We start from the raw sequence: 22,364 nt of genomic DNA on the forward strand, positions 1-22,364 counted from the left end.
AGCGCTCAAGTACATCGAATATATGGCGATACTTGTGTTTGAATCAATCTAGTTTTGTATAAATTATTGTTCTTGCGCAGCTTTCATTTGCTTTTGTGCTGCTTCCATAGCCGCTTGAATTTGAGCTTGGCTTGGTTGATTCTTCGCAGCTTCTGCTTGCTCTTTCTTCACTTGCTCAGCATCTTTGATATCAAGTAGTTCAACTTCAAATACTAAAGTTGAGTTACCAGGAATTGAAGCTGTTGGGTGTTCGCCGTAAGCAAGCTCAGGTGGTAGCACAAGCTCCGCTTTTTCACCAACTTTCATAAGTTGAAGACCTTCCGTCCAACCTGTGATGACTTGGTTTAAAGGGAATGAGGCAGGTTGGTTTCTCTCATAAGAGCTATCAAACTGGGTGCCATCAATCAATGTGCCTTTATAATGAACAACAACGGTATCCGTTTCTTTTGGTGATTTCGCATCTGCATCTTTTGCAGGTGTGATCACTTTATAAAGAAGACCTGAATCAGTTTTAGTTACGCCATCTTCTTTTTCAAAGTTTGCGCGGAATTCATCACCTTTAGACTTAGCTTCTGCTGCATCTTTTGCTGCTTTTTCAGCGGCAACTTTTTGCTGCTCTTCAAGTTTCTTGTTTACACGGTCGCCAAGTGAAGCAAGAGTCGTTTGAATTTCTTCATCCGATAGCTGAGATTTTTCAGCAAAAGCATCTTGAATACCAGTTAGGATAATATCCTTGCTTAAAGATACACCTAGTTCTTCTTGCTTATCCATGTTCTGAGTCAGATATTGAGCGAAAGAAACACCCATAGCATAGGCTGCTTTATCATCTTCAGTTTTAAATTCAGTTGCTGCTGTTGCGTCTGCTTTAGTCGCTTCTGCTTTTGTTGCTTCAACTTGAGTTGCTGCTTGCTCTGGTGCTTTGGTTTCTTCTTTTTGACAACCAACTGCAGCGAGAACTGTTGCAGCAAGAAGTGATACTTTTAAAATAGATTTCATCTAAATCTCCGCTATGCTTATTTATTGTATTTTATAAAATAAAGTCTTACTCAATATACGCTTGGATTTACAAAGTACAAGCCTGATATTGCAACGAAAGCTTTGTTAAAGTTAGAAATAGTGACTGATATCAAAAGAAAAAGTTCAGAATAAAATTCCTACCAGGGCTTAACTGGTTAGTTTTCATTCAATCTTAAACAAAACTTAACATAAGCCTTAAATAAACCTCATGTAGGCCTCTGAAATCAAAACCAAGCCGAATACTATAAAAGCTGCTACAATCCTTGCCATATTCTTTATTTAACTTTCATATTTTTGGATTAACTAGATAGATACTTATGCCAAATTCATTAGATACCAAACAACTGCTTGAGCGTCTTGACGCGCTTGAATGTCAAGTTGCATTTCAAGAGCATACCATCGACGAGCTCAACCAAGCTTTAAGCCAGCAACAAATTCTGATTTCTCAGATGCAAGAGCAAATGCGCTTTATGGTCACCAAGGTGAAGAGCATGACCACATCTAACCTTGCTGACCCGTCAGAAGAAACGCCACCACCGCATTATTAATGCCTCATCATAATGAATGCGCAAACAGATATAGCGCATTTAAACTATGCTGGGCACAAAAAAGCCTGAACGAGAGGACTCAAGTTCAGGCTTTTAAATCTTGCTATAAAGTCAGCTATTAGAAGTATTGCTTAGCAGCTACAACCGCCGCCACAACAACCACCTTCTTCTTTATGCTCATGTGCGCCAGCTTGGTGAACATGACCGTGCTCTAATTCTTCAGCTGTTGCTTCACGAATTTCAACTACTTCCACATCAAAAGTTAGCGTTTGGCCAGCAAGCATGTGGTTTGCATCAACCACTACATGGTCGCCATCAACTTCAGTGATTTCAACTGGCATTTCACCTTGATCAGTGTTTGCGATAAAACGCATGCCAACTTCTAGTGTATCAACACCTTGGAATAGGTTGCCAGGTACACGTTGAACAAGTTCATCATTGTACTGACCGTAAGCTTCTTCTGGTGCAATCACAGCTGTGAACGCAGCGCCAGATTCTTTACCTTCAAGCTCTTTTTCAAGACCTGTGATAAGGTTGTTGTGACCATGCAAGTAAGCCATAGGTGCTTGTGCTGTTGTTTCTTCTAGCACGACACCGTCTTCTAACTTTAATTTATATGCAAGGCTAACAACCTTGTTGTTTTCAATTTTCATTTTATGCTCCGAGTCTGTACACAAGCGCGACTCTCTAAAAATTCGATCACGCTTTGATGAAATCCCTACTATGATGCTAACAAGTGACTTAGATTGCAATGTTTGAGGGCAATTAAATTCATTCCGGCTGAAATAAACCTATGACGTTTTGATCTTTCGCAACAAAATTTTGAGCTTTCAGCACTTGGGGTTCATCTTTAGGTGCTTCTTTTAGCTCAAGATAATCACAGCTCACACATGCCACTTGCTCTCCATCAGGCATCAAAGCGACATAAACAGAATCTTGTGTTTTACAACTGGGGCACACCGCCCCAGCGATAAAACGTTTTTTAGCTCTTTCAGTTTTGCCTAGCATTATTCATCCCCTCCCCACATATTGCGCATCTTGCGTTCGTTTTCCATTTCACGATCAAAAATCTCTTCGAGCTCTTTACGCGCTTCTTTTGCGCGGCTCGTAAAGTCTGCATCCTCTCGTTGTGGCAGTAACTCTTTTATCATATGCATATCTAATCGTTTGAAATGCGCTTGCGCGCGATTGGCTTGATAAGGATGCATGCCAAGAGCGACTAAGGTTTGCTTACCTAAATCTAACGCGCTCATAAACATTTCGCGTGAGAATAAAGTCACGCCAAGATTTAACAGCTGATAGGCCTCTACACGACTACGCGCACGCGCTAAAATCTTTAAGTTCGGGAAATGCATTTGGCATAACTCGACTATTTTCAAAACTTCATCGGGATGATCGGTACAAATCACGATTGCTTGCGCTTTTTCAGCGCCGGCTGCGCGCAAGAGATCAAGCTGAGTCGCATCACCATAATAAACTTTATAGCCGAACTTTCTTAATAGTTTAATTTGGCTTGCATCGCTTTCTAATACCGTGAGCCTGATTTTATTCGCATAAAGCAAACGACCTATCACCTGCCCAAAGCGCCCAAAGCCAGCAATAATGACTTTAGGATCTCTGTCTTCAACATCTGATTGCATCGACTCTTGGTTAATCGTACGTTTAAACCAAACATCTTGCACTTGTAAAATCAAAGGCGTCGTAACCATGGATATACTCACCACAACCAGTAAGAATGCGCTCAACTCTGCGTTTAATAAACCTTCAACACTGGCTGCGCTAAAAATAACAAAAGCAAATTCACCGCCTTGACTTAAAATTGCGGCCATGCGGCTGCGCGATTTTGACTGCAAGCCTGAGAGCCGTGCAAGCAAATATAAAATTAAACCTTTCACTGTGACCAAAGCCATGACTGCGGCTAAGATTTCAAGCGGATATAAGGTTAGCAGCTGCAAGTTAACTGCCATCCCAACCGACATGAAAAATAAGCCTAGTAATAAGCCTTTAAAGGGCTCAATTGCAGTTTCAAGTTCGTGCCTGAATTCACTTTCAGCAAGTAATACCCCTGCAATAAAAGTGCCTAACGCCATCGACAAACCAAGTGAGTCCATCAAGATTGCAGTGCCGATCACCAATAATAAAGCTGCGATAGTGAAGAGTTCACGCACTCGGCTAAGGGCGATAATTCGAAAGATGGGTCTTAACAAAAAGTGCCCACCAATCAATAAGCCGGCAACTCCAGCAATCATCCAAGCGCCATCTTGCCAACTCGAATCTCCTCCACCACCACCAGCAAGTAAAGGTAGAAATGCCAACATTGGGATCACAGCGATATCTTGGAACAATAAGACAGCGAAGCCAGAATGCCCAGCTTCTGAGCTCGACAACCCTTTTTCTTCAATCACTCTTAACGCAATTGCAGTGGAGGACAAAGCAAGCCCCATCCCAATCACTAAGCTATCGCGCCAGCTAACGCCGCATAAAAAGCTAATTCCAGCGATCACAAGTGTTGAAACCACAACTTGCGCCCCGCCTAAGCCAATTATCGGCCCGCGCATCTGCCACAAGGTTTTTGGATTTAACTCCAAACCAATTAAAAATAACAATAACACTACGCCAAACTCGGCAAAGTGCATCACTTCTTCAACATCTGAAATTAGCCCCATCCCCCAAGGGCCTACCACAACCCCAGCGAGTAGATAACCAAGCACTGAGCCTAAGCCTAATTTCTGCGCAATCGGAACCGTGATCACCGCTGCGGAAAGAAAGATAACGCCTATCTGTAAAAGATCATTGGTTTCCATCTACCTCTCCTTGCATCGCTAAACGATTTCCTCGGCTTTGATATATATCTTCTAAGCTCACTTCCTCTGCAAGTTCATCCTCAAGATTAGCTAACCAGTGTTTATATTGCTGCGCATGTTCAATGCGATCCACTTGGCTAATATTTCTCGCCCAGTATAAAGCAAGAGGTTTCACCCATTGCATGCGGCATAATTTTGCAGTAAGTTCAAAAGGTTGGAGCAATTCATCTAAGGAATAATAGTTATATCCTTCACGCGTGAAAGCATTATGCGAGCCACCTGCCGTAATCACGCTACGCCAAACTTTGCCTTCCAATGCACGCCCGGCGCCAAATGCAAAGTTTTTGCCAAGCACAACATCCATCCATTCTTTTAATAAGGCTGGGCATGAGTACATAAATAAAGGATGTTGGAAAACCAACACATCATGTGCTTCAACTAATTTTTGTTCGGCTTGAATATCGATAAAAAAGTCGGGGTATGCAGCATATAAATCATGCACAGTGACATGTTCAAGATCAGAAATAGCATGTAGCATCGCTTGGTTAGCGAGCGAACTTTCTGGATCGGGGTGCGCAAAGATAACTAAAACATTGAGTTTAGCTTGCGTGTGAGAATAAGAATCAGACATATAACTCCATTTTTATACCTTACGTCTATAACTTAATCATAACATTAGTTTTACTCCATGTATGATGACTTCTTTGATTAAGCCGATAATAGTCTAATAACAGGATAATGATCGACAAATCAGCTTTAAATCTCTAGTATTTGGTATCCATATTTAAAGCGTCTTTTCATCGCAACATCTAAAAGCTGGTAAATACAATTCTATGATCACTTTTTCCAATATAGGCCTCCTGCGTGGTGGCAAACCTTTACTTGAACAAGCCTCTGCAACCATTCGTCCGGGCGATAAGGTCGGTCTTGTTGGGAAAAACGGCTGTGGCAAGTCCACCCTCTTTGCTTTAATTAAAGATGAGCTATCTATTGATGCGGGTAACTTTCAACTGCCAGCGCATTGGGAGCTTGCTTGGGTTAACCAAGAAACGCCACATATTGAAACCAGTGCAATCGAATATGTCATTGATGGCGATAGAGAGTTTCGTGCACTTGAAGCAAAATTGGCGAAAGCTGAACAAGAAGACAAAGGCACACTCGCAGCCGAGCTACATGGTAAAATTGAAACCGTTGGCGGTTATACGATTCGCGCTCGCGCAGCTGAGTTGTTAAATGGTTTAGGCTTTTCACAAGCGCAAATGTCTTGGTCTTTAACTCAATTCTCTGGTGGTTGGCGCATGCGTCTAAACCTTGCCCAAGCCTTGATTTGCCGCTCTGATCTTTTGCTTCTCGATGAACCAACCAACCACTTGGATTTAGATGCCGTGTTGTGGCTTGAAAAGTGGCTACAAAATTACTCTGGCACCCTAGTCTTAATCTCGCATGATAGGGACTTTCTCGATCCTATCGTCAATCGTATTATTCATGTTGAAAACCAAAGCTTGAATGAATACACAGGTAACTATTCATCTTTTGAGACTCAAAGAGCGCAAAAACTTGTTTTGCAACAAGCTATGTTTGCCAAGCAGCAAAAGCAAATGGCGCACATGCAAAGCTATATTGATAGATTCCGTTATAAAGCATCCAAAGCTCGCCAAGCGCAAAGCCGTATCAAGGCACTAGAAAAAATGGAAAAAGTGCTGCCAGCGCAATTTGATAACCCATTTAGCTTTGAGTTTCGTGAGCCCGCTGCCCTGCCAACACCAATTTTAATGATGGATGAAGTCAGCGCAGGCTATGATGATAAGCTGATTTTAAAAGAAATTAAGTTAAACCTTGTCCCTGGCAGCCGTATTGGTTTGCTTGGTCGCAACGGCGCGGGTAAATCAACGTTAATTAAACTCTTATCGGGCGAGCTAGCACCTAAGTCTGGTGATTTAACCTATTCACAAGGCGTAAAAATTGGCTACTTTGCTCAGCATCAACTCGAAACCTTGCATCCTGAAGAAACACCACTCCAGCACATGATGCAAATTGCTCCAGATCGCACCGAACAAGAGTTGCGTGATTATTTAGGCAGCTTTGGCTTTCAAGGGGATAAAGCGCTCGATCAAGTTGTACCTTTCTCTGGTGGTGAAAAAGCGCGTTTAGTGTTAGCCCTAGTCGTATGGCAAAAACCTAACTTGCTACTTCTCGATGAACCGACGAACCACTTGGACTTAGATATGCGCCAAGCGCTCACCTTTGCTTTGCAAACCTTTGAAGGTGCAATGGTCATTGTCAGCCACGATAGATATCTTCTACGCGCTACGACGGATGACTTGTATCTGGTCGATAACCAGCAAGTAGAGCCTTTTGCTGGCGATCTTGAAGATTATTACAAATGGTTGGTTGAGCAGCAAAGACAAGAAAGACGTGACAGCCAAGATAAACCAGCAGAATCAAATAATCAAAACTCAGCCGCCAATCGTAAAGATATTAAGCGCCGCCAAGCACAAGCGCGCACCCAAACGGCGCCACTGCGTAAAACGCTCAAACAACTCGAAACGAAAATGGATAAATTGACCACCAAGCTTAATGACGCAGAAACTGCTTTAGGCGATATGAGTTTGTATGAAGCTGAAAACAAAGCAAAACTCACTGAAATTTTAGCAACTCAAGCCCAAGCCAAATCAGAGCTTGAAGACGTAGAGATGGAGTGGATGGAAACCCAAGAGTCGTTAGAAGCTCTTGAAGCTGAGCTGCTAAGCGAGGACAACGAATGATTATTCCTTGGCAAGAGATAAATCCAGATACCCTTGAAAATATTATTAAAGAGTTTGTACTACGTGAAGGTACAGATTATGGCGAAGTAGAATACTCACTCGATCAAAAAATTGAGCATGTACGCCAGCTATTAATTCGTAAGGAAGTCTTTATTCTTTACTCTGAACTTCACGAAACTATTGATATTAAAAATAAAAAAGATATAGAATCATAAGCTAAGCAAATGCACGGCAGAAGTGCTATATTTGAGTTAAAAGTTAGACTTAGCCCACAAGCTTAGGGCTCCAAACCTGGGCTAAGTTTATTTCAAGGTAGAATTTACATACACTAAACATCATTTTACGTTCATCTTTAAGGAAGAAGTTTCATGTCAGGAAAACATCCTATCATTGCTGTCACGGGTTCATCTGGTGCAGGGACGACAACGACTTCAGAGACATTTCGTAAAATGTTCAATATGATGAAAGTGAAACCAGCTTGGGTTGAAGGGGATAGTTTTCACCGTTTCACCCGACCTGAAATGGATGTTGAGATACGCAAAGCGAAAGAGCAAGGGAAACACATTAGTTACTTTGGCTCGCAAGCAAATGATTTTGCCCGCCTTGAGTCTTTTTTTGAGCAGTACGGAAAAAATGGCACAGGCAAAGTTAGACGTTACTTACACACCTTTGATGAAGCGGTTCCTTACAACCAAATGCCAGGCACTTTCACTCCATGGCAAGATCTCCCGAATGACTCTGATGTGCTATTTTATGAAGGTTTGCATGGTGGCGTTGTGGATGAAGGCGTGAATGTCGCACGACATGTAGATTTACTTATCGGTATGGTTCCGATTGTTAACCTTGAATGGATTCAAAAGTTTGTTCGGGATACGCGAGATAGAGGGCACTCAAGAGAAGCTGTAATGGACTCAATTGTTCGCTCTATGGATGATTATCTTAACTTTATTACACCTCAATTTTCTCGTACGCATATTAACTTTCAACGTGTTCCAACTGTCGATACTTCTAACCCACTTAATGCAAAAGGCATCCCTAGTTTAGATGAAAGCTTTGTTGTTATTCGTGTTCGCGGTATCGAAAATGTCGACTTTCCATATTTACTATCAATGATCCAAGGCTCATTTATGTCCCGTCACAACACACTCGTTGTGCCTGGCGGTAAGATGAGTTTTGCAATGGAGCTTATCATTCACCCTTTGCTACAAAGATTAATTGAAACTGGAAAAATCGACTAAAATGCTAAAATTGTCAGAGTAAGGTTTTCATTTCGTGATCTTTAGCCTTGTTTTACGAAAAATGAGACATGAGTTGTGCGATCTCTGTCCTTTTATTCCATATAAAACAAGGTAATATTTACGATATATCCAATTACCTAAAAGTAAGCCTTTCATTTTATTCACAATATGAATACGAAGTGCAAAACTTTAACTAATATCAATAGTTCTATCTACTTAAATGAAAAACATATAGAGTAACTAAGTAGACTTATTTAGAGGAAACAACATTATGGTTTTAGGTAAACCTCAAGCAGATCCAACATTAGAATGGTTTCTTTCACACTGTCATATCCATAAGTATCCTTCAAAAAGTACTTTAATTCATGCCGGCGAAAAAGCAGAAACCCTTTACTATATTGTGAAAGGCTCTGTTGCTGTATTGATCAAAGACGAAGAAGGTAAAGAAATGATTCTTTCTTACCTAAACCAAGGTGATTTCATTGGTGAACTTGGTTTATTTGAAGAAGGTCAAGAGCGTAGTGCTTGGGTTCGTGCGAAGTCACCTTGTGAAGTTGCTGAAATTTCTTACAAGAAGTTCCGCCAACTTATCCAAGTAAACCCAGATATCCTGATGCGTCTATCAGGTCAAATGGCAAATCGTCTGCAAATCACTAGTCAAAAAGTTGGTGACTTGGCTTTCCTTGACGTTACAGGTCGTATTGCACAAACATTGCTTAACCTTGCAAAACAACCAGATGCAATGACACACCCAGATGGCATGCAAATTAAGATCACTCGTCAAGAAATTGGTCAAATCGTTGGTTGTTCACGTGAAACAGTTGGCCGAATCTTAAAAATGCTTGAAGAGCAAAACCTTATTTCAGCACACGGTAAAACGATTGTTGTTTACGGTACTCGTTAAGCCACTTTTCGCTTAAGTGCGAGATTTGTTTAGCATAACAAAAAAAGCAGTCAACTTAACTTTAAGTGGCTGCTTTTGTTTTTAACCTTTCTGAATTATCTTTGTTAATGTGTCGACTCAAATATTTTATCTGCTGATGCTGCCACAAAACCTTGGTAAAGTTTGTCGCTAAATATAAGATCATTCAGATCAATATCTGCACCTGGTTTCTCAGGGTAGCGCTTTGCAAACTCATAAAATCCACCGGGTATCTGCACTTTTTTCTCATCATTAAATTCAACCCACACCTTGTCTGCCATGGTTGCGGATTGCTCAAGCTTATCAAACTCAGAGCCTTTCACCTCACCGCCAACTTTGTTCAATACAAAGCCGTGTTCAGTTAAGAACTGATTAACGCTAGCCACCTCTTCAAAGTGCTTTAATGCATTCACATAAACCGTAAAATGATTGGCCCCAAAACCATGAGCAGCAACCCAAGCGGCATATTCACTTTCAGTAGCAAGCAGATCATAATCTTGTTGCGTTAGTTGCCATGGTCGCCCTTGGTATAAAAAACTTTCATCTTGCGCATAGCCATCACTAACTTGTGCAATTAATTGATAAATAACTTGCTGCGCAGTATCACTCAGCTCATCGACTAGTAGTTCACTAATAAACACTTTAGGAAGACTTAAATCAGAATGCTGGTAATGATGCGCATAAAGCTTTTTCGCTTTAAATTCATATTCCCCAGCTTTCACATAACCTAAGTGTTCAAAATGCTGTGCAAGCTGCTTGAGCCCTAGTTTCTTACTGGCAAAAGTACGCAATGCAATATGGTCATTTTGCAACGCTTGTTTGCCTTCTTTTAGGGCGAGAACTTGGTGAACCTTAGTAGCCATCGGACACAGGCGTGCTTGATAATCTTGCCAAAGTTGACTAAACAAAGTCTTGATGGCTTGAATTTGCGACGCTGAATTTAAACTAGACATATTAACTCCTTATTCCTGGAGGTAACTGGCTTGGGAACTCTAATGCTTCGCCCATAACAGATGCCATCGGATAGGCGCAATAATCTGCGGCATAATAAGCGCTAGCTCTAAAGTTGCCAGATTGTCCGACACCGCCAAAAGGTAAATCCCCACTCGCACCGGTTAGTGGTCTATTCCAGTTTACAACTCCTGCGCGAATTCTATCTTGGAAATACTCCCAATTCATTTTATCCACTGAAACCAAGCCTGCAGATAGACCAAATTGAGTTTGATTAGCTAAATCAACCGCTTGACTAAACTCTTGATAGCGATAGATTTGTAATAAAGGCCCAAAATATTCTTCATCTGGTACATGAGTAAGATCTGTGACATCGATGAGACTTGGGGTGACAAAACTAGGTGGAACAAGCTTGGCTTTTAACAAAGCATTTCCACCCAATTCAATCAATTGATCTTGCGCATCGATAATAGCCTTGGCAGCGCTTGGAGAAATTAGCGCGCCCATAAATGGTTGTTCATCTTCTAACGGCGCACCATATTTTAAACTAGATACGGTTTTAATTAGGGCTACGAGTAACTTATCCCCCGCTTCGTCATTAGCAATAAATAAACGCCTTGCACAGGTGCAGCGTTGACCCGCACTTAAAAAAGCAGATTGGATAACTGTTAAAACGCAAGCATCTAAATCACCATACTCTTTATCGATAATCATGGGGTTGTTGCCCCCCATTTCAAGCGCAAGCATTTTCCCTACCTGCCCTCCTAGTTGTCGATGTAATAACTGCCCTGTCGCTGCACTACCTGTAAATAAAATCCCATCGAGTTGCTGCGCTTTTGAAAGATGAATACCTGTTTCTTTGCCGCCTTGAATAAGGTTCAACACACCATGAGGCAAACCCGCTTGCTCCCATAATGACATCATAAATTCACCCGTGGCTGGCGTTTGCTCTGAGGGCTTAAAGACCACAGTATTGCCAGCAAGAAGGGCTGGAATAATATGCCCATTTGGCAGATGACAAGGAAAATTATAAGGTCCAAAAACAGCGAGAACCCCAATTGGCTTATGTTGCAACTGGATCTGATTTGATCCCCTTTGTTCACACTTCTCACCACTACGTTCTTGATAGGACTGAATTGAGAATTTCACCTTGGAAAGCATAGCTGCCGCTTCAGTTTTACTTTCCCAAAATGGCTTACCCGTTTCCATTGAAATTAACGTTGCAATATCAACTTGATGGGCTTCAAGAAGTTTTGCATAAGCTTGGATGTATGCTTCACGCTCAGAAAATTCAGTATGCTTCCATTCATAAAATGCTTCTCGCGCACTTGCGACTGCAGCCAGGACTTGCTGTTCAGTGGCGGATTGGCCTTGCCAAAGCAAAGTTTGATCATAAGGGCGTAAAGATGTGAAGGATTCACCATCACCGTCAAGCCATTGACCGTTAATCCATTGTTGTTGCTTAAAAGAATATTCCACTTGAGTTTGCATCAGACACTCCTTTTAATCGGCCGAGATAAAACGTACCCGATCACCTGTATCTACTAAAAGTAGCTTAGCTACCTCAGGATCGAGTGATAATTGATTAGTTTCGACATCAAATGCGGCGGTCGCTGCCAAAGCTCGAAAGTTTTCAAATAAGCTATTACTAATAAGGTAAGACTGGGCTGAGGAATGTTTAGCAATCTTCACTTTGGCAGATAGTGAATGAGCTATCGAGTAGATTTTATCGCGATCACATTCAACCGTTGGACCGCCATCAAAAATATCGATAAAACCGCGGCAAGCAAAGCCTTCTCGTTCTAATAACTTAAGCGCAGGCGCTGTTTTCGGGTGAACCTTACCAATCACAGCTTGCGCATCAGGGCTGAGTAAATTGACATAAATCGGCAGCTTGGGCATTAAATCAGAGATAAAGCCCTTTTTCCCTATTCCGGTTAAATAATCTGCAAGAGTAAAATCAATCGAAAAGAAATGTGCTTGTAGCCATTGCCAAAATGGTGAGTTACCGGCTTCATCACTTACTCCGCGCATTTCAGCAAAGACAGTGTCGGCAAATTTTTGTGGATGTTGCGCCATCATCAAAAAGCGGCACTTAGACATTAATTTACCATTTAGCCCACCGCGCGCTTCGGGTAATAAGAACAAGGTACAGACTTCACTTGCACCCATGTAATGATTCGTTAGCGTCAGAATTTTTACTTCATTGCGTACGCCAAGCTTATGTGAAGAATGGATAACTTTAGAAACTTGATAGGTATAAAAAGGCACATCCCAACCAATTGCGGCTTCAATGCCAGTAGTGCCAACAACTTTGCCTGTTTCGCTATCAACGCCCACCATAAGATAGCTTTCTTCATTTGGCATTTGGGCGTCTTTTGCAAAACTTTCAATCGAGGCTTGGATGCGTTTTTCCAATAGAGTTTTATCAGCAGGCAAGGAGGTAAACCCATGACCAGATGCTTGCGCACATTCGTATAAAGCCGCATAGTCTGTGACTTGAATCGGACGGACAACTAACATATTCACCTCCTGTGAAGTTTCTTAAATCAATTGATACCTTCTTTGATCTGCTGATAAATGATTAGGTTTTATAACAAATTTACTCATGCAAACTTGCAATGGCCTTCTCTAATAATTCCAAGCCTTGCTCGATTTCCGATTTAGAAATCACCAATGACGGTGTAAAGCGTACAACATTTGCACCAGCAACTAGAACCAAGAGACCTTGCTCCCCTGCCGCATTTAAAATATCTTTACTGCGCCCATGCCAGTCTTCGACTAACTCAGCACCAATTAATAAACCTTTACCGCGAATATCTTTAAAAATAGGATATTTTTGATTAATTTTCTCAAGACCTTGCTTAAACCATTGCTCACGCTCACGAATGCCTACTAAGACATGATCTTGGCGAATATAATTCACCACAGCTAAAGCAACCGCACATGCCAGAGGGTTACCACCATAAGTCGAACCATGCGTACCGATTTTCATATGCTCAGCAATGGCTGTCGTGGTTAACATTGCCGCAACTGGAAAACCACCACCTAAAGACTTAGCTGTAGTTAAAATATCCGGCGTGATAGGCAAGTCTTGATAAGCATAAAAATGCCCAGTTCGACCATTACCGGTTTGCACTTCATCTAAAATAACAAGAGCCTGATGCTCGGCGCAAAGGCTTTGAACAGCTTTTAAAAACTCAGGATCGGGCGAGATAATACCGCCTTCACCCTGTAAAGGTTCAAGCATAACAGCGCAAGTTTTCTCTGAGATATGGGCTTTGAGGGATTCGATATCGTTATATGGAAGGTGAGTTACATCACCGGGCTTCGGACCAAAACCATCCGAATAAGATGCCTGACCACCAACCGTGACAGTGAAGAAAGTTCGTCCATGGAAAGCTTGTTTAAAGGCAATAATTTCAGTTTTTTCAGGATTATGGGTTTCGATTGCCCAACGACGAGCAAGTTTCAATGCAGCTTCGTTTGCTTCAGCGCCAGAGTTGGCAAAAAAGACTTTCTCAGCAAAGCTAATTTCAGTCAAAGCTTGGGCAAGTGCTAATGCAGGCTCATTGGTCATGACATTACTTAAGTGCCAAAGTTTATTCGCTTGTTCAGTTAAAGCATTGACCATAATTGGATGGCAATGTCCCAAACAACTTACCGCAATCCCGCCAGCGAAGTCGATGTACTCGTTACCCTCTTGATCCCAAACATGCACACCTTTGCCCTTCACTGGGATCATTTGCATAGGACTATAACAAGGCACCATGACTTGGTCCCAAAGATCTCTAGTTATATTTGTGGCTTGTGTATCCGACATAAAATCCCTCTTCATTAATTTGATCATTTGCTTCATTTGAATGACTTCTAATATGAACTGAAAGCGAAGCTAAATCAATATTTATGCAGAAAAATAGAATTAAAAATCAAATGCTATTTATATGAAAGCAAACAATTGATTAAATAATAAAAGCTATTCTTCTTAGTATAGGAAGAGTTTTAGCAATAATGCCTAATATTTAAGAAAAAATTAGCAATATGAGGAGCATGTCGAGGAAGTCACAAATGATTAGCCTAATGTAAGAAAGTTGTTCAATAGCTCATGTCCTTGCTCGGAGCGTATCGACTCAGGGTGAAACTGAACCCCATAAATAGCTAAGCTTTTATGCTCAAACCCCATAATCAAATCTACCGCTTGATCTTTTGTCGTCCAAGCTGTGACCTTGAGGCACTCAGGTAAACTTTCCTTTTCGACAATCAAAGAGTGGTAACGCGTAACAGTCAATGGGTTGGCTAAGTTCTTAAATATGCCTTGATTAGTATGCTTAAGCTCAGAGGTTTTACCATGCATCACTTGTGGCGCACGAACAACTTTACCACCAAAAACTTGTGCAATAGCTTGATGCCCAAGGCAAACGCCTAGAATGGGTAATTTTCCTGCAAAGTGCTCAATCGCAGCAAGTGAAATGCCCGCTTCATTTGGTGTACAAGGTCCTGGAGAGATCACAAGATGCGTAGGGGAAAGCGCTTCAATGCCTTTAAGATCTATCTCATCATTACGTATAACTTTTACTTCAGCACCTAACTCGGCAAAGTATTGATACAAGTTGTAAGTAAAAGAATCATAGTTATCAATGATAAGTAGCATGTGTGCATCCAATAAAAATAAAGCTGTATTCTGCCACAACTAAAGATTAGAAAAAAAGAAAAGTAGCCAAAGATTTGGCTACTTTAATATTGTAAATAACTAAAATTAATCCCAAATATACCGAAAATAGTCTTTTCAATAAGATTAAAGATTCATAGCTACTATCACACAGGACGGCCTACAAAACCAACAGCTTGATAAACCTTAGCTAAAGTTTTCGCGGCACGCTCAGAGGCTTTTTCTGCGCCAGACTTCATCACTTGATCAAGATATGCTTGGTCATTACGAACGCGATGATATTCAGCTTGTACCGGCTCTAGCATCGCGACTAATGCTTCACCCACATCCTTTTTGAATGGACCATACATTTCAACGCCTTGATATTGCTCTTCAATTTCAGCAAAAGTTTTGCCCGTTGCTGCTGAGTATAGGCCCATCAAGTTTGAGATGCCGGCTTTGTTTGCGACATCATGTGCGATACGTGGCGGTGTTTCTGTATCAGTTTGCGCCTTGTTGATCTTCTTCAAGATAGATTTAGGATCTTCAAGTAAGGTGATCACGTTTTTACGGTTATCATCTGACTTAGACATCTTCTTGGTTGCATCTTGCAAGCTCATCACACGCGCATTCACGCTTGGGATATACGGCTCAGGAATTTGGAAAATTGGGTTTTCCGGCGTGCTATATAAATTATTAAAACGAGTTGCGATATCACGTGCAAGCTCAAGGTGCTGCTTTTGATCGTTACCAACAGGCACTTGCTGCGCTTGATAAGCTAAGATATCTGCTGCCATAAGGACTGGGTAGCCAAATAAACCTGCGTTCACATCATTTGCATAACGTGCTGATTTATCTTTAAATTGAGTCATGCGAGACAGCTCACCCATCTGCGTATAGCAGTTTAATACCCAGCCAAGTTGCGCATGCTCTGGCACATGCGATTGGACGAACAAGGTGCTTTTTTCTGGTGATACGCCAACGGCTAGGCAGATTGCAAGTGCATCTAAGGTTGCTTCATGCAGCGCTTTTGGATCTTGGCGTACTGTGATTGCGTGCAAGTCTACAACACAATATTGGCAATCATAATCATCTTGCATTTGTTGCCACTGACGCAAAGCACCCAAGTAGTTACCAATGCTGAGTTCACCTGATGGTTGAACACCGCTTAATACGATGGGTTTATTGGAGTTGCTCATATTCAGTGTTTCCTTTTTCAATTACAAGATAATAAATAAGATATAAGAGCCTTAATCATAAGGTTTTCAGTTTGGATTTACTAGCCCAAACTGACACAAGGATCAGATTAAACAAGACTTAGATATGTTGCAGCAAATCAATCAGATCGTCAGCAATAAAATCTGGCTTAGCATCTTGAATTGGCTCGCCATGGTTGTAGCCATAAGTTAAAGCAAAAGAGAGGCAAGCTGCATTTTTCGCCGCTTGGATATCATTTTTTGAATCCCCAACCATTAAGATTTGAGATTTATCGAAGTTGTATTTTTCTGCCAGCATATTCAGCGCAAATGGATCAGGCTTTTTAACTGGAAAATCATCCCCACCAATCACATCATCAAAAAACTCAGCAATTCCGTGTTTGGTTAAAACACTGGGTACAAATTGACTTGGCTTGTTGGTGAGCAGTGCAATATGAATAGACTTTTGCTTTAAAGCTGTGAGCACCTTCTTTACATTCGGGTAAAGATGGCTTAATTGATGCCCGCCGATATGGTAGTAATGATCAAAGTGTTGACGCGCAGTGCGGATATCTTCATCTGTGACATCAGCGCTGCGCTCCATACCTTGGCTTAAAGCGCGCATGACTAAGTTATCCGCGCCATTGCCAATCCAGCAACTCACTTGCTCAAGTGTGACGCCTTGACGCCCCATCGCCTGCATAGCTTCATCGGTCGCTTTAGCAAGATCAGGAACAGAGTTAAGCAAGGTGCCATCTAAATCAAAGACAACAAGTTTAATTTGAGTGCTGGACATAAGCCTTCCTTATTTAGCTTTAGCTAATTCTGCGCGCATTTGATCAATCACTTCTTTATAATCAGGTTGATTGAAAATAGCCGAGCCTGCAACAAACATATCTGCGCCAGCTTCTGCGATTTCGCGGATGTTATCCACTTTTACGCCACCATCGATTTCAAGACGAATATCACGACCGCTCGCATCGATACGCTCACGCACTTGACGTAATTTATCTAACGTAGAAGGAATGAAAGATTGACCACCAAAGCCAGGGTTTACCGACATCAATAAAATCATATCGACTTTATCTAGAATATAATCAAGGTGATGCAAAGGCGTTGCAGGGTTGAACACTACGCCCGCTTGACAGCCGTGCTCTTTGATAAGTTGCAGGGAACGATCCACATGCTTAGATGCTTCAACATGAAAAGTGATCATGCTTGCACCTGCTTTGGCAAACTCAGGGATGATCGCATCAACTGGCTCAACCATAAGGTGCACATCAATCGGCGCAGTAATACCGTAATCACGCAATGCTTTACAGATTGGCGCGCCAAAAGTTAAGTTTGGCACATAGTGGTTATCCATCACATCGAAATGCACTACATCAGCACCCGCAGCTAAGACGCGTTCAACATCTTCGCCTAAGCGAGCAAAATCAGCAGATAAAATAGATGGAGCGATAAGAAAGTCTTTCATGCCAAGCCTCTTGGTTTTTATAAACAAAACCTAGGCCAAATACAGCCTAGGGAGATTGGCTGCTATTTTAACCGAGCAATTTTACTCGAGCAAACGATTAACTGGCGATATTTCGAATAAAAAGAGAAATTCTTAGAATAAATGCGAATTTAAACTTGGCTAGGATTTGGCGGGCAAGAAAAGAGTGCTAATAACTCGTCTACTTTTTGTCTGCCACTGCCTTTACTGCTAATCGTACGTTTAACTTTAACCGTATTGAGCGTCGCACCTTTATACAGGCGGCGAGTCAAATCAGTATCATGGTTAGAGATAAGTACAGGGATATGCCTTTTAAATGCAGTTTTTTCTGCAATATCAGCAAGTTTGGCTTGATCATCAAGGGTAAAACCATTGCCAGCATAAGCGGTGAAATTTGAAGCTTGGGCGAGTGGAGCATAAGGCGGATCGCAATAAATTACGCTACCTTGACGCGCTCGCGCGAAAGTTTGTGGATAGCCTTCGCAGACAAAAGTGGCTTTCTTAGCTTTTTCTGCAAAAAACAATAACTCTTTTTCAGGGAAGTAAGGTTTTTTATATGATCCAAAAGGCACATTAAAGCCGCCCTTTTTGTTATAACGACATAAGCCATTAAAACCAAAACGGTTCATATATAAGAATGCGAGCGAGCGAAAAACCACATCATCACTTTGATTAAAGTCAGCACGTACGCCTAAATAAGCCGTTTTTTGATTCATTTCAGGGACGAAAAAACGCTGCGCTTCGGTAATGAAAAAGTCTGGTTTTTCTTTTAGCAGATTATATAGATTGATCAGATCTGGATTAATATCAGCAAGTAAGTACTGGTCATAATCAGTATTGAGGAACACAGAGCCCGCACCGGCAAAAGGTTCAATCAGTTTACGTCCTTCAGGAAGGTGATGTCGGATATCATCGACTAGGCCATATTTTCCACCAGCCCATTTTAAAAAAGCTCGATTTTTCTTCATGCTATCTACTTTCACCACACAGAAACTTCAGGATATAAACAGGGCGCGCAATGTAACACATTTCACTAAAGATAAGAATAAAAAATAACCCAAAAATAGATTGCCACTTTGGACATGTATTTTCGGGTTATCTTTGTTACTCGCCATTATGCGCCAAAAGCTGTGAATTAATTTTGTTTAATTTCAGCTTGAACTTGCGCAATTGATTTAGGCCAAGGATTCAGTGCACGCAAGTTTTGTGGCAAAGCGCCAGCCATCGCACGTGCTTGATCTGCGCTTGCATAGTCTTGATAAGTCACCACATAAAGCGGCTTACCATTACGCACAGTTTTATAAATTCGCGCTTGGTTTTTGATTTGGTGCTTATCAACAAATTTTAACGCCGAACTTAAATTACTTAATGCGCCAAGTTGCAAGGTGTAACGTGATGCAGGCAATTTCATTAACTCACCGTCATCCGCGACAACAGTGGTCACGCCTGAAGTTGAAGTGCTCGACTTCACACCAGTAGTGCTTGTTGCAGATTGCGCTGCTTTCGCTTTTGCCTCGGCATCCGCTTTGGCTTTGGCTTTCGCTGCTGCTTGGGCGCGAGCTTTCGCTTGTGCTTCTTGCTCTGCTTTGGCTTTTGCCGCTGCTTGCGCGCGAGCTTTTTTCTCTGCTTCTAATTTAGCACGCTCAGCTTCAAGTTTGGCGCGCTCTGCTGCCAATTGCTCACGCTCTTTTTGCGCAGCTTCTTCTGGGCTAATGCCATTTTCCATGTCATCAACCATGTCCGATGGCACCACCACTCGCTGGCGATCATCTTCATCTTCGCCCACTGTCACGGTTTGCTCTGTCACAGGTGGTGGCATAATTTCAGCGCCTGCATCCACACCAGCAAGCTGACCTTGCAGCGCTGCATCTTCTTTATTCAGCGCTTCTTTTTCATCAACAGTTAAACGCCATTCAGGCATTTGTTTTAACTCTTCCGTATCTGGTTCTGATTGCCACCAAGAAAGCAAGAGCACTAAGGCGAGCACTCCACCACCCACACCACCGGCAAGTTTCCAATTAACATTATCATACCACTTGGCTTGTTGCAGGCTAAGCCCAAGCAAATCAGATGGATATGGTGGAACTTGGAATGCACGCTTTAAAATACGTTTACGCTGCTTCTCATCACGCACACGCGCTGCAACTAAGTGGCTGACAAAAAAGTCAATTTCACTATCACTCAATGGTGCTACATGTAAGTCTTGAATATCTAAAGTAAGCGAGACGGGTAAGTTAATCACATCAAGCTCATCTGGTAATGAAAAAGCTAAAATGTTGATATTCCAGTCAGGGTTTTCTTGTCCAGCCAAAACCAATGCATATAATTCTTGCAACAACTCTGGCGCAGCATAATGTGCATCATCGAGCACAAAAGCTAAATCATAAGATAGCTCAGTTAAAACCGGGGCAATGGTTTCATTGATAGGATCATTCTCATCAAATGGCAGCTCACCATCTTGCATATCTTCAGGATCAATCAACTGACTTAAAAGTAAGGATCTTTGCTCTGCAAGGGTTTGAGATGGGTTACATTCAATTAAAGAAATACTTTGCTCTTCAGCCATAATAGCTTGATATTGAAGCGCCAGAAAACTTTTACCAGCCCCTTCCTCACCTTGAATATTAATCAAGTTAGAATTGGTTGTGACTGCTTTTTTTAGTTGTGTTAGCAATTGCTTTTGAGAGGGTAGCTCAAGCACATCACCCGCATGAGAAACTGTCATCAAAAAACCTCTATTTCTTTAATATATAATTGAACTGCGCATTGGCTAAGTTAAACTTATGCCTCAATACGGCATGCATTAATCGCTTGCTCTAATTTACTATGCGAATCTTCATTGACGACTTTAGAACTGCCAATACCTGTCGGTAAAATCAATCTTAGTTGACCAGACAAGACTTTTTTATCTCGCATCATATGCTTAAGAAAATCGTCAAAGCTCATGCTTTCAGGTGTATACACTGGCAAATTAGCCGCAACAAGTATGTTTTTGATTCGCTCAACATCTTGCGCTTGAATATAGTCAGATAACAGCGCAGTGTGTGCAGCCATCATAGTGCCAGATGCCACAGCTTCACCATGCAACCATACGCCATAGCCAAGTTCAGCTTCAATCGCATGGCCAAAAGTATGACCTAAATTTAGCAATGCACGTAAACCTTGCTCTTTTTCATCTTGTGCCACAACATCAGCTTTGATTTGGCAACACTTTTTAATCGCGTACACCAAATGCGCTTCGCTGAGATCATTTAATTCATTAATATGCTTTTCTAACCAAGCAAAAAAATCACCATCAATAATAATCCCATACTTGATCACTTCGGCCATTCCTGCGGCAAATTCACGCGGTGGTAAAGTTTTTAAACAGTTAGTATCAATAATCACAGATTTTGGCTGATAGAAAGCACCTATCATATTTTTGCCTAAAGGGTGATTAACCGCTGTTTTACCGCCAACAGAAGAGTCAACTTGAGAAAGAAGCGTCGTTGGAACTTGAATAAAATCAACGCCACGTTGAAACGATGCCGCCGCAAAGCCAACAAGATCGCCGATGACACCACCGCCTAATGCAATCAGCATCACATCACGCCCATAATTACCTTCAAGTAAAAAGGTCATGATCTTTTCAAAGGTCGCAAGAGTTTTATAAGCTTCACCATCTTCAAGTTCAAGCAAAGCGTGTGAACAACCGACTTGGTCTAAAGTCTGCGCGAGTGTTTGCGCATAAAGTGGAGCTATGGTGATATTTGAGATAACGACAACTTTTTGATTAGGTTTGATTTGAGCAAACATCTTTGGATCACTCAAAAGCCCAGCACCGATAGAGATAGGGTAACTTCTTTCGGCCAGCGCCACATCAATCCTTTCCATTGTCATCACTCCTTGATGGTTGTGTTATTTTGTATTGATTTAGATATGATTTATGTAAGTTAATTTATCTTATAGGGCAGGATTCATAGATTAAAATGATTTTTGCCCTATAAGATAAAAAGATACCCTAACGCATTTGCTAGGGCATCCATACAGATTAAAATTCGTTTTCTTCTAATAGCTTAACGATTTGATTAGCAACTACTTTTGCACTTTGCTCATCAGTTTTTATCGTATAATCAGCAATTTCTTCGTAAAGTGGATTACGTTCATTTGCCAATGCCTCTAAGACTTCGCGAGGCGCTTGTTCTGTTTGTAATAAAGGACGCTTCTTGTCACGATTCGTCCGTGAAAGTTGCTTTTCGATAGTTGTTTCAAGGTAAATAACAATACCACGTGCAGACAAACGGTTACGGCTTTCTTTGCTCTTCACTGAGCCGCCACCTGTTGCTAGCACAATACCTTGTTCTTGCGTAAGATCATCAATGACATTTTCTTCACGCACGCGAAAGCCTTCTTCGCCTTCAACATCAAAAACCCAACCAATATCCGCACCGGTACGTTCTTCGATTACTGTATCTGAATCCAAGAATTCCATATGCAATTGCTGTGCAAGATATCGACCAATTGTACTTTTGCCGGCGCCCATAGGCCCAACAAGAAATATATTACGTTTCTCAGCCATGTTTAGCAGTAATTCGCAACTTAAAAAATTTAATAAAAACAGCCACATCTTGCTAAAACAACTTTAAAAGTCAATGAGTTAGCCCAAGTGTGACACCTATTCCTCACAGATAATTAGTGATCTGATGGCAAATTATCTCAATGTTAAGCCTAAGAATGCAACTTTTTATTTCATTTATTATTGAGAAAAAACCAAAGCACGAATTTTTTACCAAGTTATGCG

22 protein-coding genes are annotated in these 22,364 nt (G+C 41.5%); 5 read left to right on the forward strand and 17 right to left on the reverse strand.

Going from position 1 to position 22,364, the window contains the following annotated elements:
- Positions 1–63 precede the first annotated feature (63 nt).
- Positions 64–996: an FKBP-type peptidyl-prolyl cis-trans isomerase gene (gene fkpA / locus AC2VOY_RS05495; protein WP_491832872.1), complete on the reverse strand. Its 933-nt coding sequence runs from the start codon at positions 994–996 to the stop codon at positions 64–66.
- A gap of 338 nt (positions 997–1,334) precedes the next feature.
- Between fkpA and AC2VOY_RS05500 the strand changes: the two genes are divergently transcribed.
- The gene (locus AC2VOY_RS05500; RefSeq protein WP_491832874.1) at positions 1,335–1,565 is read left to right on the forward strand and encodes a SlyX family protein; all 231 of its coding nucleotides are present in this window, start codon (positions 1,335–1,337) and stop codon (positions 1,563–1,565) included.
- A gap of 131 nt (positions 1,566–1,696) precedes the next feature.
- Here AC2VOY_RS05500 and slyD read toward each other — a convergent pair whose 3' ends face one another.
- From slyD to kefG, 4 genes are all read right to left on the reverse strand, one after another.
- The gene (gene slyD, locus AC2VOY_RS05505; RefSeq protein ID WP_491832876.1) at positions 1,697–2,218 is read right to left on the reverse strand and encodes a peptidylprolyl isomerase; all 522 of its coding nucleotides are present in this window, start codon (positions 2,216–2,218) and stop codon (positions 1,697–1,699) included.
- A 118-nt stretch (positions 2,219–2,336) separates the two neighbouring features.
- Complete coding sequence (locus tag AC2VOY_RS05510) at positions 2,337–2,573, reverse strand: YheV family putative zinc ribbon protein (RefSeq protein WP_491832878.1); 237 nt, start codon at positions 2,571–2,573, stop codon at positions 2,337–2,339.
- Positions 2,573–4,369, reverse strand: coding sequence for a glutathione-regulated potassium-efflux system protein KefB (gene kefB / locus AC2VOY_RS05515; protein ID WP_491832879.1), 1,797 nt, complete (start codon positions 4,367–4,369; stop codon positions 2,573–2,575). Before kefB ends, AC2VOY_RS05510 begins: the two co-directional genes overlap by 1 nt.
- Positions 4,356–5,000, reverse strand: a complete 645-nt coding sequence (gene kefG / locus AC2VOY_RS05520; RefSeq protein ID WP_491832881.1) for a glutathione-regulated potassium-efflux system ancillary protein KefG — start codon at positions 4,998–5,000, stop codon at positions 4,356–4,358. Before kefG ends, kefB begins: the two co-directional genes overlap by 14 nt.
- 202 nt (positions 5,001–5,202) lie before the next feature.
- On the opposite strand from kefG, the gene AC2VOY_RS05525 reads away from it, so the two are divergent.
- From AC2VOY_RS05525 to crp, 4 genes are all read left to right on the forward strand, one after another.
- On the forward strand, positions 5,203–7,134 hold the full coding sequence (locus AC2VOY_RS05525) for an ABC transporter ATP-binding protein (RefSeq protein WP_491832883.1): 1,932 nt from the start codon (positions 5,203–5,205) through the stop codon (positions 7,132–7,134).
- Positions 7,131–7,349 carry a YheU family protein gene (locus AC2VOY_RS05530; RefSeq protein WP_491832885.1) on the forward strand — a complete coding sequence of 73 codons (219 nt, stop codon included), beginning with the start codon at positions 7,131–7,133 and terminating at the stop codon, positions 7,347–7,349. Before AC2VOY_RS05525 ends, AC2VOY_RS05530 begins: the two co-directional genes overlap by 4 nt.
- 153 nt (positions 7,350–7,502) lie before the next feature.
- Positions 7,503–8,372: a phosphoribulokinase gene (locus AC2VOY_RS05535; RefSeq protein WP_491832887.1), complete on the forward strand. Its 870-nt coding sequence runs from the start codon at positions 7,503–7,505 to the stop codon at positions 8,370–8,372.
- 271 nt (positions 8,373–8,643) lie between these two features.
- Positions 8,644–9,276, forward strand: coding sequence for a cAMP-activated global transcriptional regulator CRP (crp, locus tag AC2VOY_RS05540; RefSeq protein ID WP_491832888.1), 633 nt, complete (start codon positions 8,644–8,646; stop codon positions 9,274–9,276).
- A gap of 104 nt (positions 9,277–9,380) precedes the next feature.
- On the opposite strand, the gene AC2VOY_RS05545 is transcribed toward crp, so the two are convergent.
- The 12 genes from AC2VOY_RS05545 to aroK form a co-directional block, all read right to left on the reverse strand.
- A complete protein-coding gene (locus tag AC2VOY_RS05545) occupies positions 9,381–10,247 on the reverse strand; it encodes a DUF1338 domain-containing protein (protein WP_491832890.1) in 867 nt (288 codons plus the stop codon).
- A gap of 1 nt (position 10,248) precedes the next feature.
- Positions 10,249–11,736, reverse strand: a complete 1,488-nt coding sequence (gene astD / locus AC2VOY_RS05550; protein WP_491832892.1) for a succinylglutamate-semialdehyde dehydrogenase — start codon at positions 11,734–11,736, stop codon at positions 10,249–10,251.
- 12 nt (positions 11,737–11,748) lie between these two features.
- Positions 11,749–12,768 (reverse strand): arginine N-succinyltransferase, encoded by a 1,020-nt coding sequence (gene astA, locus AC2VOY_RS05555; RefSeq protein ID WP_491832893.1) that lies wholly within the window; start codon positions 12,766–12,768, stop codon positions 11,749–11,751.
- A 79-nt stretch (positions 12,769–12,847) separates the two neighbouring features.
- A complete protein-coding gene (locus tag AC2VOY_RS05560) occupies positions 12,848–14,068 on the reverse strand; it encodes an aspartate aminotransferase family protein (RefSeq protein WP_491832895.1) in 1,221 nt (406 codons plus the stop codon).
- Between the two features lie 249 nt (positions 14,069–14,317).
- A complete protein-coding gene (locus AC2VOY_RS05565) occupies positions 14,318–14,896 on the reverse strand; it encodes an aminodeoxychorismate/anthranilate synthase component II (RefSeq protein ID WP_491832897.1) in 579 nt (192 codons plus the stop codon).
- Between the two features lie 164 nt (positions 14,897–15,060).
- A complete protein-coding gene (gene trpS / locus AC2VOY_RS05570; protein ID WP_491832899.1) occupies positions 15,061–16,092 on the reverse strand; it encodes a tryptophan--tRNA ligase in 1,032 nt (343 codons plus the stop codon).
- 118 nt (positions 16,093–16,210) lie between these two features.
- Entirely contained in the window at positions 16,211–16,885 is a 675-nt protein-coding gene (locus AC2VOY_RS05575) for a phosphoglycolate phosphatase (RefSeq protein ID WP_491832901.1), read from the reverse strand.
- Positions 16,886–16,894: 9 nt separating this feature from the next.
- The gene (gene rpe / locus AC2VOY_RS05580; RefSeq protein ID WP_491832902.1) at positions 16,895–17,566 is read right to left on the reverse strand and encodes a ribulose-phosphate 3-epimerase; all 672 of its coding nucleotides are present in this window, start codon (positions 17,564–17,566) and stop codon (positions 16,895–16,897) included.
- Positions 17,567–17,715: 149 nt separating this feature from the next.
- Positions 17,716–18,552 carry a Dam family site-specific DNA-(adenine-N6)-methyltransferase gene (locus tag AC2VOY_RS05585; RefSeq protein ID WP_491832904.1) on the reverse strand — a complete coding sequence of 279 codons (837 nt, stop codon included), beginning with the start codon at positions 18,550–18,552 and terminating at the stop codon, positions 17,716–17,718.
- A gap of 167 nt (positions 18,553–18,719) precedes the next feature.
- Positions 18,720–20,309: an SPOR domain-containing protein gene (locus tag AC2VOY_RS05590; protein WP_491832906.1), complete on the reverse strand. Its 1,590-nt coding sequence runs from the start codon at positions 20,307–20,309 to the stop codon at positions 18,720–18,722.
- Between the two features lie 56 nt (positions 20,310–20,365).
- Positions 20,366–21,457, reverse strand: a complete 1,092-nt coding sequence (aroB, locus tag AC2VOY_RS05595) for a 3-dehydroquinate synthase (RefSeq protein ID WP_491832908.1) — start codon at positions 21,455–21,457, stop codon at positions 20,366–20,368.
- A 157-nt stretch (positions 21,458–21,614) separates the two neighbouring features.
- The gene (gene aroK / locus AC2VOY_RS05600; protein ID WP_491832910.1) at positions 21,615–22,142 is read right to left on the reverse strand and encodes a shikimate kinase AroK; all 528 of its coding nucleotides are present in this window, start codon (positions 22,140–22,142) and stop codon (positions 21,615–21,617) included.
- Positions 22,143–22,364: the final 222 nt, after the last annotated feature.

This window comes from Vibrio sp. KMM 9700 (assembly GCF_058545285.1).